16 protein-coding genes and 1 tRNA gene are annotated in these 17,224 nt (G+C 45.5%); 7 read left to right on the top strand and 10 right to left on the bottom strand.

From position 1 onward, the window contains the following. Nucleotides 1-136: 136 nt before the first annotated feature. Together BMY63_RS00700 and BMY63_RS00695 are read left to right on the top strand one after the other, a co-directional pair. A complete protein-coding gene (locus BMY63_RS00700; RefSeq protein ID WP_091914906.1) occupies nucleotides 137-1,174 on the top strand; it encodes a diacylglycerol/lipid kinase family protein in 1,038 nt (345 codons plus the stop codon). 248 nt (nucleotides 1,175-1,422) lie between these two features. Beyond that, nucleotides 1,423-1,497, top strand: a tRNA-Cys gene (locus BMY63_RS00695). Nucleotides 1,498-1,619: 122 nt separating this feature from the next. Here the strand turns inward: BMY63_RS00695 and BMY63_RS00690 are convergent. The 4 genes from BMY63_RS00690 to BMY63_RS00675 are packed head-to-tail and all read right to left on the bottom strand — an operon-like array spanning nucleotide 1,620 to nucleotide 5,003. Further along, on the bottom strand, nucleotides 1,620-2,012 hold the full coding sequence (locus tag BMY63_RS00690; protein ID WP_091914087.1) for a YkvA family protein: 393 nt from the start codon (nucleotides 2,010-2,012) through the stop codon (nucleotides 1,620-1,622). An 18-nt stretch (nucleotides 2,013-2,030) separates the two neighbouring features. Continuing rightward, nucleotides 2,031-2,903 carry an N-acetylmuramoyl-L-alanine amidase-like domain-containing protein gene (locus BMY63_RS00685; protein ID WP_256218887.1) on the bottom strand — a complete coding sequence of 291 codons (873 nt, stop codon included), beginning with the start codon at nucleotides 2,901-2,903 and terminating at the stop codon, nucleotides 2,031-2,033. After that, nucleotides 2,896-4,005 carry a DUF4421 domain-containing protein gene (locus BMY63_RS00680; RefSeq protein WP_255397395.1) on the bottom strand — a complete coding sequence of 370 codons (1,110 nt, stop codon included), beginning with the start codon at nucleotides 4,003-4,005 and terminating at the stop codon, nucleotides 2,896-2,898. The genes BMY63_RS00685 and BMY63_RS00680 overlap by 8 nt, the downstream gene beginning before the upstream one ends. A gap of 5 nt (nucleotides 4,006-4,010) precedes the next feature. Next, entirely contained in the window at nucleotides 4,011-5,003 is a 993-nt protein-coding gene (locus tag BMY63_RS00675) for a Gfo/Idh/MocA family protein (RefSeq protein ID WP_091914083.1), read from the bottom strand. Nucleotides 5,004-5,290: 287 nt separating this feature from the next. On the opposite strand from BMY63_RS00675, the gene BMY63_RS00670 reads away from it, so the two are divergent. From BMY63_RS00670 to BMY63_RS00655, 4 genes are all read left to right on the top strand, one after another. Next, nucleotides 5,291-6,229: a hypothetical protein gene (locus tag BMY63_RS00670; protein ID WP_091914081.1), complete on the top strand. Its 939-nt coding sequence runs from the start codon at nucleotides 5,291-5,293 to the stop codon at nucleotides 6,227-6,229. Continuing rightward, entirely contained in the window at nucleotides 6,226-7,296 is a 1,071-nt protein-coding gene (gene hisB / locus BMY63_RS00665) for a bifunctional histidinol-phosphatase/imidazoleglycerol-phosphate dehydratase HisB (RefSeq protein WP_091914079.1), read from the top strand. The genes BMY63_RS00670 and hisB overlap by 4 nt, the downstream gene beginning before the upstream one ends. Before the next feature lie 387 nt (nucleotides 7,297-7,683). Beyond that, nucleotides 7,684-8,931, top strand: coding sequence for a site-specific integrase (locus BMY63_RS00660; protein WP_091914077.1), 1,248 nt, complete (start codon nucleotides 7,684-7,686; stop codon nucleotides 8,929-8,931). Nucleotides 8,932-8,952: 21 nt separating this feature from the next. Continuing rightward, nucleotides 8,953-9,291 (top strand): hypothetical protein, encoded by a 339-nt coding sequence (locus BMY63_RS00655; protein WP_091914075.1) that lies wholly within the window; start codon nucleotides 8,953-8,955, stop codon nucleotides 9,289-9,291. A 67-nt stretch (nucleotides 9,292-9,358) separates the two neighbouring features. Here BMY63_RS00655 and BMY63_RS00650 read toward each other — a convergent pair whose 3' ends face one another. Further along, nucleotides 9,359-9,925: an RteC domain-containing protein gene (locus tag BMY63_RS00650; protein WP_091914073.1), complete on the bottom strand. Its 567-nt coding sequence runs from the start codon at nucleotides 9,923-9,925 to the stop codon at nucleotides 9,359-9,361. 140 nt (nucleotides 9,926-10,065) lie between these two features. Here BMY63_RS00650 and BMY63_RS00645 point away from each other — a divergent pair, with 140 nt between their 5' ends. Continuing rightward, nucleotides 10,066-10,293, top strand: a complete 228-nt coding sequence (locus BMY63_RS00645; protein WP_143065682.1) for a hypothetical protein — start codon at nucleotides 10,066-10,068, stop codon at nucleotides 10,291-10,293. 411 nt (nucleotides 10,294-10,704) lie between these two features. Here the strand turns inward: BMY63_RS00645 and BMY63_RS00640 are convergent, their stop codons facing one another. The 5 genes from BMY63_RS00640 to BMY63_RS00620 all read right to left on the bottom strand — a co-directional run bounded on the left by BMY63_RS00640 (nucleotide 10,705) and on the right by BMY63_RS00620 (nucleotide 17,220). Next, nucleotides 10,705-11,058: a DUF4377 domain-containing protein gene (locus tag BMY63_RS00640; RefSeq protein WP_177178350.1), complete on the bottom strand. Its 354-nt coding sequence runs from the start codon at nucleotides 11,056-11,058 to the stop codon at nucleotides 10,705-10,707. 32 nt (nucleotides 11,059-11,090) lie between these two features. Then, on the bottom strand, nucleotides 11,091-12,107 hold the full coding sequence (locus BMY63_RS00635) for a M12 family metallopeptidase (protein WP_091914067.1): 1,017 nt from the start codon (nucleotides 12,105-12,107) through the stop codon (nucleotides 11,091-11,093). A 394-nt stretch (nucleotides 12,108-12,501) separates the two neighbouring features. Next, the gene (locus tag BMY63_RS00630) at nucleotides 12,502-13,143 is read right to left on the bottom strand and encodes a hypothetical protein (protein ID WP_091914065.1); all 642 of its coding nucleotides are present in this window, start codon (nucleotides 13,141-13,143) and stop codon (nucleotides 12,502-12,504) included. Between the two features lie 4 nt (nucleotides 13,144-13,147). Further along, nucleotides 13,148-15,247: an outer membrane beta-barrel family protein gene (locus BMY63_RS00625; protein ID WP_177178349.1), complete on the bottom strand. Its 2,100-nt coding sequence runs from the start codon at nucleotides 15,245-15,247 to the stop codon at nucleotides 13,148-13,150. A 149-nt stretch (nucleotides 15,248-15,396) separates the two neighbouring features. Then, nucleotides 15,397-17,220, bottom strand: coding sequence for a YcaO-like family protein (locus BMY63_RS00620; protein WP_091914061.1), 1,824 nt, complete (start codon nucleotides 17,218-17,220; stop codon nucleotides 15,397-15,399). Nucleotides 17,221-17,224: the final 4 nt, after the last annotated feature.

Here is a 17,224-nt window from a genome sequence, read left to right as displayed (position 1 = left end):
TTTTATTTTCAGGCTGCAAAGTTACACATTTTTTATCAATTCGTGCAAGTTTTTATCAAGATATTGTCCGTTTTGGATTATTTTGTTATACAAAAGCCCGATTTTTCAGTCTAATTTTGTACTTTTGCATATGAATATGACTAAGAAAAAGGAAATTGTCTTCATCGTAAATCCGATATCAGGTACTCATTCCAAAGATGAGGTACCCTCATTGATTGAGGAGAATCTTGAGAAGGATCACTTTGACTATCAGATATGCTTTACAGAATATGCGGGTCATGCGGCAGAAATTGCCAAAGCCTGCGCAGAACGGCAGACAGACATCGTAGTGGCTGTCGGAGGTGATGGAACAGTCAACGAGGTGGCACGTTCCCTCACCCACTCTTTTACGGCCTTAGGGATTATCCCCTGCGGATCCGGCAACGGACTAGCCAGGCATCTCTGTATTCCACTAGACATCAAGAAGGCCATCCAAATCATCAATGCCTGTAAGATTGAGACTTTCGACTATGGCATGATCAACGAGCTGCCGTTCTTCTGTACCTGTGGAATGGGCTTCGATGCTTTTATTTCGCTGAAGTTCGCAGAAGCTGGCAAACGCGGCCCTATCACCTACGTGGAGAATGTACTCAAGGAGGGGCTGAAATATAAACCAGAGACTTACGAAGTGTCCGATGACACAGGAAAGAAACGCTATAAAGCATTTCTCATCGCTTGTGCGAATGCCTCACAGTACGGCAATAACGCTTATATTGCCCCTGGAGCCACGATGAAAGACGGTGAGATGGACGTTATCATCATGGAACCCTTTGATGCCCTGGAAGCGCCCCAAATTGCAGCAGACCTTTTCATGAAGACGATAACAAACAACTCAAAAATCAAAACCTTCCGCACAAAGAGTCTGCATATCAAACGAAAAGGTCCTGGTGCCATACACTACGATGGCGATCCGATTATGACTGGTGAGGAGATTGAGGTGCATATTGAGCATGAGGGTATCAGGATTCTAACCAATCCTGAGGTCATTGAAGATAGCGGGCAGCCCAATTTCCTGTTGAATGCCTTCAGCGACTTTTTCAATAATATTAATAATGTACGTGAGGATATTGGAAAGACAGGACACAGGATTCTGGTGATTAACAAAGTCCTCCTAAGAAAACTGTCTAAGATCTGACGCGAGTGTACCCATGCAGACTGTTCTTGTCATCCTCATCCTCATCGGCGCTACCTGCTATGGAACATGGTGGGTCTACAACTTGGTTAGACAAGCCTCAGATCCATGCTATGGGTGTAAGGGCTGCGCACTGAAAGAGCTGAAACAAGTACAGAAAAAGAAAAAAGCCGATTGCTGGCATAAAAAATAGGTCAAAAATTTGGTCATGTCGAATAATATGCCTACCTTTGCATCCGCATTCAAGAAAAGGTGCCTTGGATGAGTGGCTTAGTCAACGGTCTGCAAAACCGTCTACGGCGGTTCGAATCCGCCAGGCACCTCCAAAGAAAATCCGGAAACCTCAATAAACAAAAGGTTTCCGGATTCTTTTTATTTATTCATGTGGTTTCGTGCAATTGTCACACGTCCTGTCGTGAACCACTAGAAAAAAGGAGTATCATTGCGACTACTCATCCTCCTTGAAGAGGTCCTTAATCTCGTTGATTTCCTCGTCATCAAACCACTTAGACAACTTGCCTTTAGCCTGTTCGACAATAGCAGGATCAATATCCGTCCATACTTTCTTCAGGACATACAGCAGGACAGCCAAGTCATCAGTGAGTCCCGCAATGGGAATAGCATCTGGTATCACATCCAGTGGACTGATCATGTAACCCAAAGCGCCAATGATGATAGCCTTGTCAGTCTTACTGACATGGTCACTCTGCAGTGTGTAATAGAGTATCAAAGCCGCATAGACCAGTTTCGCACCAGCTCGCTTAGCAATACGCGAAATCTTCTCAACAAATTCAGACTGAGAGAATTTGTTGGCATAGCTCATAAAATCAGGTAATTCCATTTTCATATCGGGTTAAGTTTATTTGTTGATTCTGATAATTCTGATTCCTGTATGGGATGGATGCTTTTGAAGATACTGGTACAGAGTCATCGGCTCCTCCACCACCTTCTTGTGAACTGATGAAGCATTCAGCAGATGGAGTCCATCCTTGCGCCAAACCGCGAACCCCAGATGGGCAATATCCAGTCCCACCTTCTTACTGGTAATAGCAATGATATCACCATCATGAATGGCACGCCGCAAGACTCTGCTGTTCTTCACCTCGCTCTTAGGAATATAACGGAAATGCCCACCTGTGACACGTTCCTCCATCTGCCGGATATCCTCCACATACTCCGGATGCTGCGACAGAGCTTTATAGCTTTCCGGATGCTGACTCATATAGTTTACACAAACAGTCTGCACATGACTAAAAGGAGGATCAGGAGTCTGGATCTCCTTGACCATCTCCGTTGCCGTATTAGCGGTGATCCACTCCGTGAAATAGTGAATGCGACTTGGATAACGATCTATAAGCCCATGGCGGTAACGCATAGCCACCAACGCATTCAGATAGTCATGCCATGAGTACAGATTACGATAGACACAAAGAGTGAGTGCCGTCACGTTCTCAACCAACGTCGTGCAATCCAACTGACGGGTATTCACCACCAGCCGTTCCTCATCGTTAAGGTCTAGTGTATGCGCCACATATGGTTTCCCCAAGAATTTCCGTGCAAAGAACAATGGGAAATTAGTGGTACGAGGCATGTGCCGCGCCTCTTCCAGAAAACGACACACGTCGATGCTATCTGTCGGAAGTGCAGCATACATCGTCTTCCCCTCTGCCTTACAAAGGATACAAGGGAACAGCACCATCATCATTCCAATTATTCCTTTCAATCTATCCATTTCTTTTCCTGTACTTTTTCTTTAACATGAAATTATAGCCGATATAGGCATTGAACGATCCGAAGATATTATTAGCCGTAAAGCGTGACCCCCGATAATTGTTCGTACGCAGGATGGCACTCAATCCGGCATACCATCTCGTATTATTATAGACAAGTCCAAACCGCCCTAGCATATCTACGTTCACTTTTGAGAAATCAAAGCCCTTTTTCTCATTCGACATATCACCATAGCTCGTTTTGTAGGCCAAAGCCAACTGGCCGCTCGCACAGAAGAGCCAATCCTTGGCAAACACCCAGTTATATGCGTAGCCACCCGAGAGACTATAGTCAGTATACTTGATGTGACTGAACATCAGACCGCTGTCGAGTTTCACTTCCTGATCCTTCCCTGCCCTCTCATTGAACAACTCCTCCAACTTCTCGAAATCAAAATCGAGCGTATTTCGCATATACCCTGCTCCTGCCATCCACGAGCCACAACTCACTTTCTGACAGGTACTCTGACTGAAGGCCGCTGGATATGAGAAACGACCGTGATTGAAGATGTAGTAGGCATTCAAGCCTGTTATCCCTACACTGATGCCATCGAACGGCATGTCCTCGAACTCATCACCATTAATGCCATAGCCTAACTTGACATCACGCACCTTATAGTCATGCCCAGTCCGTCTGTAATGCAGATCCACACCCACCTGTGAGGTATAAATACTAAAGTCAAACTCTTTTCTGATACCGTTGCTACCAAATCCAAGATGGCTCAGGTCGAAAGTATAACCGAAAAACACCCATCTCCAGCCGAAATACGGCCCTACCTTCGTCAGCTCGTCTGGCGCCAATAAGATGCTTTGTCCATTACTTCCCAGCATGAAACTCTCATAGGTACGCGTCAACTGCATCATCACCGTAAACTCATAATGCTGAGGCTCTATATACTCATTGTGCAGTTGGTCAAGCCCCCGGATAGTACGTCGGAGCGGACTGAGTTCCTTGGATTTGGGTAGAGAATCTCTCATCACAGAGAGACTATCCATCTCTTCTACACGGTCGGCCATCATAGGCGCAGCCGTCAGCAGGAGCCATATCATCAATAGTCCCTTCAACGTCTTCAGAACTTATTTAAGATACGATCCATGGCCCAGTTTACTGGCGTTGCCGAAACGCTGGTACACGTGCATACACCCAGCCCCTGCAGATGCTCAATCACATTCTTAATGAGTGGATATTGCACATAAGGCGGATTAGGCACTGTGATATTCTCGTCTCCGTCGCTAGTCTGCAGACGAATAGGTTTATAGTCAAAGACGGAGAAGCTGACTTGTCCTTCCGTACCAATAATCTCAATACAGTCCTCCCTTGCACTCTCATGGGCAACATAACACCAAGAACCACTACCAGGCAGGCCGTTCTCAAAACGGAAAGAGGCACTTACCGAGTCCTCCGCCTCATAGTAGCCCCCACGGTTAGCACATATGCCACGAGCTTCCAGGATTACGCCAAACATATCCTGCAGAAGATCCAGCTGATGAGGTGCCATATCATAGAAATAGCCACCACCTGCGATTTCCGGCTGTAGTCGCCACGGCAACGGTTGACCGTTCTTTATGGCTTCCGCATCAGTAGCACGTAATGGTTCTGTATATCTCACCTGTACATTTATGATTTTACCTATTCTTCCGTTGCAGACGATATCCTTCACCTTCTGGAAATAAGGAAGATACCGACGGTAATACGCCACGAAACAAGGCACCCCTGTCTGTTCTGAGATACGATTGATACGTGCACAATCTTCATAACTGGCAGCCAAAGGCTTCTCAACATATACAGGTTTACCGGCTTTCATTGCCATGATAGCATAAGTAGCATGGCTTGACGGTGGAGTAGCCACATAAACAGCATTGACGTCTGGATCATCTATCAGTTCCTGCGCATCAGTATACCATTTTCGGATACCATGCTGGACAGCATAAGTACGGGCCCGTTGCTCCGTACGGCTCATCACCGCCTCTACACTTGAGCCTTCTACCTCACTGAAAGCTGGACCGCTTTTCTTCTCGGTCACCTCGCCACAGCCGATAAATCCCCACTTTAATATTTTCATAAAATGCCTCAATAACTACTAACAATGGTGCAAAGTTACTAAAAAGTCGAGAGCAGAACAAAAGATTTCAATCTTTTTTATGCCGAGACGGAGTAAGTTCGCCATCTCTGATGGCAAAGTTACTAAAAGTAGAGCGCAAAACAAAGAAACTCGTTTCTTTTTTTATGCCATCAGAAAGATTTCGATCTTGGGTCGCATGCTTTTTTGCACGAAAATCATCATCAAAGATGATAAAGTTACGAAAAAATGATGTACCTTTGCACAACATAGTGAAAATATCATTTTATATGGAAAAAGACAAAGACGATGCACTCTTGAAAGTCCGCAGCAGCCGGGTCTGCATAGCAGCCGGATACAAGCTCTATACCGGCAATTTCAGAACCATCTTCCGTCGCACATGGGTGATGGCCTTGCTCTACGCTTTACTCTATGGTTTCTGTACCAGTGTGATGATGAAAGAGTTTCCTCGCTTTTTCATCGCCATAACAACAGGACATTTATATGTTCCAGACTATACCGTCGAGAATGTCTTCGTTTCTATAGCTTTGATTCTCACACTGATCGTAGCCATCTGGCTTTACTCGCAGTTCTTTTCCATGCTATACCAACATCGCACGCAAGGGATTATCGCGGCTGCCCCCCGCTTCTTTTGTATCAATACAGACAAGCGTATCTTGTGCCATACCATTATCTGTGCACTCGCCTGTCTGCTGCTGAATATCATCATCTTCACGATCATCAGCGTAGGAGCGGCATACGCAATCATCAAACAGTCGCTGGCAGGACTAGGTCTTGTGGCCCTGCTCTGTTTGTTCTTCCTAATACTGGCAGTGCCGTTGTCCTACCCGCTTATGCGCTACTTGACCACACGAGACGCTCGTTTCTTAAAAATCCTGAGTCATGACTACCGTGTGGGATTCCGCCAGTGGGGGCTGCTCTTCACTGTAGCCATCATCACCATCATTCTTAGTGTGGCTTTTCTGGCACTGACGACCCTGCCTGCCAACATCCTTCTCCTTGCCAACTTTAAGGCTCTGACAGGTGTACTGATGGGCGACCCGCTGGGGATGCCAGCATACATCACAAAACTGACTTTCCTGGTATTCACACTGGCCAGTTTTATACAAGCATATGTGATTCCCAGTATCTTCTTCCCAGCATACTATGCCGCTGGCTCCATAGAAGCACAAGAAAAAGAACGGCAAAACATAAATGAAAAATCATGAAAAGATTATTATTTATAGATCGTGACGGAACACTCATAGAAGAGCCTGCTGACGAACAGATCGACAGTTTCAGCAAGCTAAAGTTTACACCAGGCGTTTTCCGTAATCTAAGCTTCATCCGCGAAAAACTCGACTTTGAGTTCGTGATGGTTAGCAATCAGGATGGTCTGGGCACCGAATCTTTCCCAGAAGACACCTTCTGGCCTGTACACAACTTCATTCTCCAGACACTAGAGGGCGAAGGCATTCGCTTCGATGACATCCTCATTGACCCGCACTTTCCAGAGGATCATGCGCCGACCCGCAAGCCCAACACAGGACTGGTGGAGAAGTACATGAACAATCCCGAGTACGACATAGCCAATTCGTACGTCATCGGTGATCGAGAAACAGACCGAACCTTTGCTCAAAACATCGGATGCAAGTCGTTGATCCTTAGCGATGAAGGAATCACATGGGAAAAGATTTCAGAGATCCTTTTTGCAGGCGAACGCATCGCAGAAGTCAAGCGGGTTACCAAGGAGACCGACATCCATGTCCGCGTCAATCTCGACGGCACTGGCAAGTGCGATATCAGCACTGGCCTCGGATTCTTTGACCATATGTTGGAGCAAATCGGCAAACACGGCATGATGGACCTTACCATCCACACAAAGGGCGATCTGGAAGTAGATGAGCACCACACCATTGAAGATACCGCTATTGCTCTTGGTGAGTGTATCCTCAATGCCCTTGGCAACAAACGCGGTATCGAGCGCTATGGATACGCTCTGCCCATGGACGATTGCCTGTGCGCCGTCTGCCTCGATTTCGGCGGACGTCCTTGGCTAGTCTGGGATGCGGAATTCAAACGTGAGAAGATTGGGGAGATGCCAACTGAAATGTTCTTACATTTCTTTAAATCGCTGAGTGATGCGGCTAAGATGAACCTGAACATCAAAGCCGAAGGGCAGAATGAACACCATAAGATTGAAGGCATTTTCAAGGCTCTCGCCAGAGCCCTGAAAATGGCAGTACGCCGCGACATCTATCACTACGAGCTTCCTTCAACCAAAGGAACCCTCTGAGCAAACTGGGAGTTTCCTCCGGGGAAAGTGTGGGTTTCCCCTAACTAAACCAGCTATCGGATAACAAAAGAGGAGAAAAGCGGAAAAATCGTTGCAAATCAGGGGATTGGGAAGGAAACTGCGGAATGATGAGAACAGTGGACTGCAACTTGAGTACGGTATGAAGGAAAGATTTAAGTATCTAATTCGTAACTTGTTTCTGAAATTGTGAAAATCGAGGAGAACAGGTTACTTTCAGACACTGAAACGGTTGATATTCAACGAGTTTGAGAAATTGAACCGACTTTGGTACGAGTTGCCGAAATTTGAATAGATTTGCGTAGAAATCGGATGCTCGGCATTGACTAATTTTGCAAACTGAAAGTTAAACGTAAAATTAGTGTAAAAATGAAGAGTACCTACAGTATCATTTTCTACCTCAAGAGGGAGAAGTTAAAGAAGGATGGAACGTACCCCGTAATGGGTCGCATCACAGTGGATGGAACACAGTGCCAGTTCAGTTGCAAGGTGGACTGCAAGCCTGACCTCTGGGAAACCAAAGGCGGTCGTGCCACTGGCAAAAGCGTCATGGCCCGCAATGTCAACATGGAACTTGACAAGATCAAGGCCCGTATCGACAAGTATTACAAGGAGATTGTTGACCGCGACAACTTCGTGACGGCAGAGAAGGTGAAGAATGCCTTCCTCGGTCTGGAGTATCGTCAGCAAACTTTGATGACGATGTTTGCCCAATGGAATGCTGAGTATCAGCGCATGTATGAGGGCGGTCTGCGATCGAAAGCCTCGCTGCACAAGTACCAGGCCGTCTATAAGCATGTCGGGGAGTTCTTGCGCCAACACTATAGAGTGTCGGATATGGCGTTAAAGGAAATCCAACCCTCCTTCGTCTCGGACTTCGAAGTCTATCTGAAAACAGAGAGGAACATCTCGCACAACACCTGCATCCTCTACAACAATGCCATTATGATGCTGATGCACCGTGCCCATGAGAACGGTTGGGTGTCGCGTTATCCATTCAGTGACTACCACATCCAAAAGGAGGAAACCGAAAAGGGATTTCTGACCAAGGAAGAGTTGAACGCCTTAATGAACAATCCGAGGCTCACACCGCGACGTGCCTACATCCGCGACCTCTTCATCTTCTGCTGCTTCACAGGCTTGGCTCATGCCGACTTGAAGAACCTGAAGAACGAGAACATCGTGAAGAATCCCGCTGATGGCAGTTTGTGGATTCACACTCACCGCCAGAAGACAGGCGTGGCTGAGAACGTGAAACTGCTGCCTATCCCGCTGGCAATCCTCAAGAAGTACAAGGGACTATGCACAGACGGGCATGTCTTCGATGTGCCTAACCACAAATCCTGTTGCAAGAGAATCCGTTTTGTTGCCAAGTTGTGTGGAATTACCAAAAATCTGACCTGGCACATGGCCCGTCACACGATGGCAACGGTTGTCTGCCTGTCGAACGGGATGCCTTTGGAGGTCGTCGGCTCCGTATTGGGTCACAAGTGCATCGAGAGCACTCAGGTTTATGCGAAGATTACGCAAGAGAAGTTGGGCTGCGAGATTGATACGCTGGCCACGAAACTGGCAAAGATCCAGCAGTTCTCGCCTAACATCGGTATGGTAATATAAATAAGGTGAAGGGACTGAACTATGATGAAGAGAGACCTCATCGTGTTTGAGCACGAACGCTTTGAGCTGACGGGCTACGACGTCTGGATGACTGCGGGCGAGATAGCCAGTCTGCTCGGCGTCACCATCATGAAGGTGCGTTGCATCATCAACAGGATGCGTAGTCAACTGGCCGTCAACCTCGATTTAATCAGCAAGTACGACCTCCTGGAAAGCGGTTACAAAGACGAACTTTACAACCTTGAGTGCGTCATCGCCATCTCCTACCACGTCCACACCGGGCTCGCCTCCGAGTTCCGCCGTTGGATATGCGACAGGGTGACGAGACGCAAGGAGCGTGCAATGATAGTCTATCTCTGAGAAAGTCGAAGCCTCGGGCGACTCACATCGTTCGGGGCTTCTGAATATCGTATGAACAGATACTTTTTTATTTCCTTCTCAGCGAGATATGTATGTCCTGGTCAATCCGTTCCTCCAGCATGTTCCGCATCCTGCTGAGGAAATACGTGCGGTTGCCGTTCTTCGTGGCCCGCTGCTTGATGTCGATATAGATACGCGAATAGATCCTCGGCTGAAGCCCGAACAGGGGGAATATGCGATTGCCGAGTTCCTCAATGGGCAGTTTCCCGTCGTTCAGGCATTGCATCTCCTGTAGCCCATACATCAGTTCCACAAGGTTCACGATGTCACCAGTCCAGTTCAGCCCCGTCTTGGCCGATTCCGCTATCTCCGAAGCGGGCATCTGCTCCACCACCTTCTGCATCTCGCCGATGAACGTCACAGCCTTTTCCACCATCCGATTCCCCTTGCCCATTGCCTTCAGTTCTATCCCTGCGAACAGCAGAGTGGCAACGGCCGTTGTCTTGCCATTCTTGCAACCGCACACGTCCACAACCCTTTCGATAAACTCACCATAACAGGCAGTCATATCTTCGAGGCTTCCGTTTTGGGCGGCACGGAAGAAAGCCGTTTCAGTCAGAATATTGCATTTCATCTTTTGTCCTTTTTACTTGTTACTAAATGCGTTTGTTTGCGATCGCACTTGTAACATAAGCAGGGGTGCAAGCAAAAAGAATTCGTTTTCAGATCGTAATTTTACAACTATCTGAAAACGAGTGCGATTAAAAGATGTTAATGAAAATAAGACTAAAAATGACTCTAACAATTTGGGCAAATTTTGCCCAAATGCCCAAAATTTGCCCAAGAAATTACCAATTTGAAGATAAAACAGCAGTTCCTTTAACTATCATTGCGATGCTTAGGATTCAAAGAGCTGTAGTACTTCAGTTAATGAGCATCAAGGACATACAGGGGCTCCGCTTTACGAAAGGATGGGCTTCACTTCAAGGGTTCACAGATTAAGCGCGACCTTTCATTCGCTAATATCGTCAGGTATTTGGATGGAAACGCGATGAAAGAACAGAATACCAAGACCGCTTTCAGCAGCAGACAAGGCAGAACCACCAGTATAGACAAGAGCCCAATCCTAGACAGGAAGAGCATCATGAGGAATCACATCACTACCCATCTGAATCATCTATCAATATTTCGTCATTGGGCTTGTTCGACACTTCCAACCTTGTCTATGACCCAGAAGATGAAGCATTCCATCGTCGGTTGCAACAGAAGAAAAAAAGAAACGGGGACAAAGGCTTTAATTCGGAAGCCGTGCTGCAAATTATAAACAAAGCCACAAGTACAACTTGTTATTTACGAGGCTACCGATTGTTAATCTCGGTAGCCTCGTATAGTTTAAAGGAACCAACAATTTCTCTACTCCTTTTTTGTTTGAGAGATTACTTTTATCAGTTCATATTTTACATTTCCTGCATCTTGAGGTGGATTGGCAACTATTATCTTATTCACTAGCAGTTCGTACTCATAGCCGTTCTCAAAAGTAAAGCCTGAGATTTCTTGGAAAGATACACATATCCATTGAGACTCTCCTTTTTCTTTAATTCGCATGCCTTCAACATAATTATTGTCTGGAACATTCTGATAGGTTCCAGTTTCTGCAGAAACATAGAGTATAATTTGCTCAGTTTTATCAATGACCTCGTCATTACTATCACATGCTACAAAAGACAGTAGTGCAAAGAACAAGATTACAATTCTCGCTGTTTTCATTTCCATGTATTTGTGTACTCGAAGTTTTGTTACTAAAAATCATTTGCTATCCTACCATTTGAGGGAGGGGTTGGATTGCCATTGTTGAGTTGGGCTTGAATTTGTAGTATCTGGGCCTGGGTCAGCCTATTGTTGTTGCTGTCATACATTATCGTGTCCAATTCTGCATACGTGTCAGAACGGGCAATATACGGTAGATAGAAATAGTTTGGAAAACGCCGGTCGCCATCACTAAGGCCAATTCTTTGTCCCGTAAACGTAGAGCCGTCCTTTTTTGTCATAGTTGGAATAGTAGGATCTATAGCAAAAGCATCCGAAGAATACAACATGATAGACGAGAAATCAAATGCCCCCATATTGTAATAGTTTGATGTAACCTTATCAAAATTACCTTTCTTGCTGGGTTGTATGTTGCTATAATTAACTGTAATGTAATTGTCTCTGTCATGTCTGGACTGCTCATGATAGAGGCCTATTGCGTGCCCAATCTCATGGGCTGCATTTCCCATTGATGCAAAATAATTCAGATGCAATACTTGTTTTCCGCCTATACGTCCTACACTAGAATTGTTACCTGAGCCGTTGCAGAAATAAATGTAAGGATAATCAAAGTTGTAAGTGTCATCATGTGTTGGTTGTCCCGTCGCATTATAGAATCTAACATTGGTAGTTGCTTCCCAATGTCTCAGAGCAGCTTGGATTGTAGCCTTCGTAGATGGTGCCAGTTGAGTTTCAAAGTCATAGCCATTTGGGGCATATACAAAACGTACCATAGCCCACAGATTTGCGTTTGGATACACCGCACATGATCTTGTTGTAGATTCTTTCTTGCCTCCGCCAAACGCAGCAGGAAGTTCTAATGGCCCATTCTGTGGCTCTGACATAGGCACAAACGGCGAACCAGTTGAAGCCAATAGTTCAAGTTGCTGTTCAGTTAGCAATATGTCCTCCTGCCAAGTGTACTGTTCACCACTGCGAGCAACTGTCGCGCCTGATGGTAGTTCCACCAAAGTCTTGTCAGAGGTCTTAGTCTCTTTGTTCGATGCCACATCAGAGTAATCATCTGATTGACATGAGAAACATACTACAAAGCCAAATAAGTATGGCCGAAAGTTTTGATAAGAACTTAACTGTTTTCATTTTATCAATATTAAATTTTGCATACTCATATAGCTTTTCTGCTTTCGCTCCTGTTTACCAGTTTGGTCTGGATTTGATCTTTTTTGTGCAAAATTATATCATTTCCTTGTTCTGTGCAAATGAATGTTGCACCCTTTAGAACGAAACTAATTGAATAACAGATGGTTATATTGCATTGTGCGTGTTGTTTGCAACAAATTTCTTGACCTCCCGACACAAGTTATTGGAATGAGGCTACAATTACGACCTTGTTTTACTAAGGGTGAATCATTGTCATATTGTGTCACATTCATACTGGAATAACTAGTCTGTTCTATTGTTGTATATTACACGTTTCTTGCGTTTCCATTTGGTGGCATCAAGCATGAAACTGTCGGCACGGCTGATACCTGTGCGCTGATCCTCGAACACCTGCCAGTCGTCGATTTCCTTGAAGAGTCTGCCGAGGTGATTGTGATAGCGGTCTGGATAAACCATCGTATAGACAAACCAAAGTTTGCCCCGACTGACTAATCGCGAATAATAGCTATAGTCATCTATACGACTATCATTTTCGTACTGTGGGCCAGAGAGGATGAAGTAATCGCTGCCGAGTTTGCAGTCTGTCGCATGAAGCACCTGTGCAAGCGAGTCCATCCCGCTTTTGAGCGACTGGCCATAGTTGCGCAGGGCATAACATTCGAGCACGACAGTTGCCCACTCGTTATCATAACTGAATCGGACATGGCCTGTGTATTCATCGAGCGAGTCGGGCTGTACGGCGAAAAACGACGGGTATCTAACCGTGAAGCCCAAATCAGGGTCTTGGTATGTCTGCATCTCAGCAGTATTCAAGCCTTGTTCAAACACGTCTTCATCTGTCCTTTCCGTGGTGAAAGGCCAGATGAAGTCGATGCTTGCCAGGATAACAAGGAGTGCGATAAATAGCAGAGCGGTCTTCTTCATTCGTTTAGAGTCGTTTCATTTCGTCGTTGGCGGCTCCCTCGCCCTTATACTTGCTCTTCTTGGGGTTGAAGATGTAGGAAACGGTGAGCATCAGGCGTCGGGTGTCGGCATCGGAGTCTTTGTAAAGGCTCACGTCCTTGACGTTCATCCACCAGCTTTGGTTGCGGGTGTGAAAGATGTCGTTGGCGGCAAGGGCTATCTGCAAGCGCTTCTGCATGAAGTAGCGGCGCACGGAGAGGTCGATGCCCCACTGTGAGCGCATTTCGTTGGTCATCGTGTGGCCGCGTGTCGAGCCTGTCACGTCAAAGGTCATCATCCAGTTCTTCGAGGGCGTGAAGATGTTCTTCAGCATATAGCGGAAGATGGGCTTGTTGTACTTCTCGCCGTAGAGCGTGAGCCACTGCTGGTCGAAGCCGACGGTGAAGTTGGGCTTCCAGAACTTGACCACGGGGGCGTAAGACAGGTAGGCGTTCAGCGTGTTGATGTCGGCCTGACGGGGACTGAACACGAGCAGGGGCCTTGCATCGGAATAGTGTTCTTTGGTATAGACGTAGGTGTCGGCCAGATGGCTGTAGGTCAGTTCCAGCATCAGGTCTTTCCAGCCGAACATGTAGTTCAGATTGTCGGTCTTGCAGTCGGCCAGCGTGGGATTACCACCCTCCACCTCGTAGGGGCCGACATATAATAGGGAACTGCGCAACTGCTTGTAAGGCGGACGAGTGATGGAGTGCGAATAGTCGAGCGACATGAAGGTGGTCTCGTTGAAGTTGTACGAGAGCGAGAGATTGGGCGACAGACTGTTGTCGGTGCGGCTCACCTCATCGTCACGGATGCCGTCACGCTTGTAGTCGAACTTCACGTATTCGTAGCGCAAACCCAACTGGAGTGACAGGGCATTCCAATCCTTCTGCCATGTGGCGAAGGCTGCGCAATCGGTCTGGCGGCTCTCGTTCTCGGTCGAGGGAATGTAAGTGCCGACGGCAACGTTCTGCATCGTGTACTGTTGATGGTTATAGGTGTAACTGTCCTCAGTGCCAATGTTCAGTTTACCCGTGGCAAATGGAAACTCGTAGTAGAGTTTGCCCGCCCAGAGGTCGGAGTTCATGCCCGTCTGCGAGGGAACAATCTCGCTGGTCGTGGGCGAAACGGTCTGCGTCAGGTTGTTATCGGTGTACCATGTGTGGATGTAGTTGCCGTCGAAGTGCAGGTGCGCCTCGTTCTCGAACGTGTTGTCATAGTAGGCCGACGCCAAATGCTTCTCCTGCTTTGAATCGATGTCGATGAGTTTGCCGATGCTCTGCTCCTTGATGCCCAGCACGTCGTCATCCTCCGTGCCGCGGCTTTTGAAGTGAGTAGGCTGGTTGGTGTACTGGTAGTAGGCACCGAGCGACTGCCCGCCTCTGTTCCAGTTGAAGCCGCCCTTTGCGGTCGTGGCCTCAGACTTGTTGCGCTTCGTAGCCGTGTTTACAAGCTGGTTTTGCTGACCGTTGAAAAGGAAGTCGGTAGTGCTCACGTCATAGTTCTTGCGTCCGCCGTTGTTATACATCACTTGTCCGAACACCTGCCAGTTCGTCCAGTTGTAGCTCAGGTCGGCCATCGCCATTTCCTCCCAGATGCGCTTGGCAGACGTCTGCGAGGTCAATTTTCCGCTCAGTCCCTTGATGAACGGCTGGCGCGTCTGTATCTTGATGACGGCCTTCACGTCCGAAGCGTATTCCGCGCCTGGCGAAGTGATAATCTGGATGTTCTTTATGTTCTCGCTACGGAGCATCTGTAGTTCCGACTCGTCGCGCACGGGGCGATTGTCAATGAACACTGCGGGCTTGCCCTTTCCGACGATGCTGATTTCGTCGCCGTCCATATTGATGAATGGCAGACGCGACAGTACATCATTGGCTGTGCCCAGATTGGCCAGTTCCGTGTTAGCCACCTGTGCAACGAGCGTATTGCCCTTCATCCTGACGATGTGGCGGTGTCCCGTCACGGAGATTTCGCTGAGCATCTTATCCCATGCCACGGAATCGTTCTCCGCTGTAGTCTCATTCTGTGCCTGTGTTATTGTGGTCATCAGGCAAACCATTGAAAATAGAATCAGTCTTCTCATTTTATTTGTTTTGTTTAGAGGTTCCGTTATAGGCATACACATGAAAACGGAAATCGTTCACGTTTTAACATTATTTGCGGCTGCAAAATTACAGCGATTTGACCGTAAACGACGAATTTTTTTCCTGACATTTGTCTGACATTCTTTTATTATGCTATAATTCTCCTTAATTCAATTTGATTAGGAATATTTTCGATGTATGCATCCTCCAATTTCTTCATCACTTGAAGCATCCCCATAAACGAAGGATGCTTCTCCCCGAAACGATCCCAGTCATTGTTGCTAAAACTTGCATATGGCACATATTTTAAGACTTCTTTCCCTTGAATAAAGTTCCCAACAGTTTCTATTGTTAATCTGTCATACAACAAATTCATACTTTCTGCGCTATAACCTTCTTTCTTACATAACAGCATATCGCTAAGTGCAGAGAAAAACAGTTTTTCTTTTGGCGTTCCTGAAAAGTTGTCACTATACTTCTTTATATGAATGTATGCTTTGCTATAATTCTCTGACGCTATATACAATACTCCTTTAATCAAATCTTTGTCATATCGTATAAGAAAGCTATCGGAATCATATTCCATTACTTGCTCTATAAACTTTTTCTCGTTCTCTATATAGGTAGCAAGTGCCTCCATTTCTTCTTTAGAAGCTAAATATAAGTTAAGGGCAGCTGATACTGCCAAAGGTTTTAAATCAGCATGAGCCTTCCTTTGATTATCCTTAATGATATTTCGGAATTCAGTAATACCAGGAACATAGATGCAATAAGAGGGAAATCCGAGAAAAGAAACATCCCTAATAAATATCTCATGGCCTTCTCCTTCAATTAAACGAATGAGTTTTTTCAGGTCTTTATCATCAGAAATACCCCAAGAATCATCAAAACCGAAGAAATTAGAATCTTCTGGTTCATCTAAAATCGTGATGGGATAATGGCCACTCCCCGTTGTACATGTTTTGTAGAATTCTGCATCCATGATATTTGGATCATACAGCATGCCATTCTGAACAGAGTAATCCATATCTAAGATAGCAGCTATTTCTCTGCCTTGGAATATTTCTGTAAGTGAACGTTCTAAGGCGGTTATGGGCGAAGGATCTACTCCTAAATGGAAAAGGTATTTACGTTCTACATGGTTTAGCATTAATATACCAATAGCAGGATATCCTTTGCATAATGAACAGTCTTTTATTTGGAATTTCCAATTCTCGCCATATTTTTCTTTTAACAAATTGATTTTATCCAGTATTTCCGTACCAGAAAAATAGCAATCAGGAATTGTTGGTAAAGAAAGCCCCTTCATATAGATTTCTCTTACAACATACCGTTCAATGATTTCGGAAAGCCCTTGAATAATTGCTTCTTTTGGAGTGTTTCCTGCACACATTCCATTTGAAGTACAATTGTTGAATACAATTTCATAGGGTAAAAGCTCTATAGCTTTTTTTGTAACATTATAAAACGGTAACATACTCAATTTTCTACCCTGATAATTATCAAATAATAGTTTTCTATCTGGAAAACCAATATTTTTTAATATATCTTCATAGTTGTTGGTTGTCACTATAACATATTCCTCGTCAGGAGCATACTGATAATTCAACAACATATTGTTCTTCTTCAAGAATGATATGTATTCTGAATTATCACGTATGAATTTACTATCTTTATACGCTAAAGAATTGGAACGAATTATAGCCAAGTTCTGCATCCTCTCCATAAACTCTCCATGGGCACTTGCCAAGGCATAAGAGAATGTCATTCCTTTGCCATTAGTTCCATAGTCTAAGTCTGAAAGATTGTAATTTCCGATCTTAATCCTTGTAGAGTAAAAGCCACCCTCGCTTTTGAAATCTGCTTCTTCAAGAATGATACCTAACTTTTCGCATAGGATGGTTCGGATGTTTGTAACTGTTTTTTCAGGCAACTCTGCCTTATACTTTTTTATTCTTTTTAATGTTTTCATCTTA

The organism is Prevotella aff. ruminicola Tc2-24 (assembly GCF_900110895.1).
In the GTDB taxonomy this organism is placed as follows: Bacteria; Bacteroidota; Bacteroidia; order Bacteroidales; family Bacteroidaceae; genus Prevotella.
This window is presented reverse-complemented; position numbering and strand designations above follow the sequence as displayed.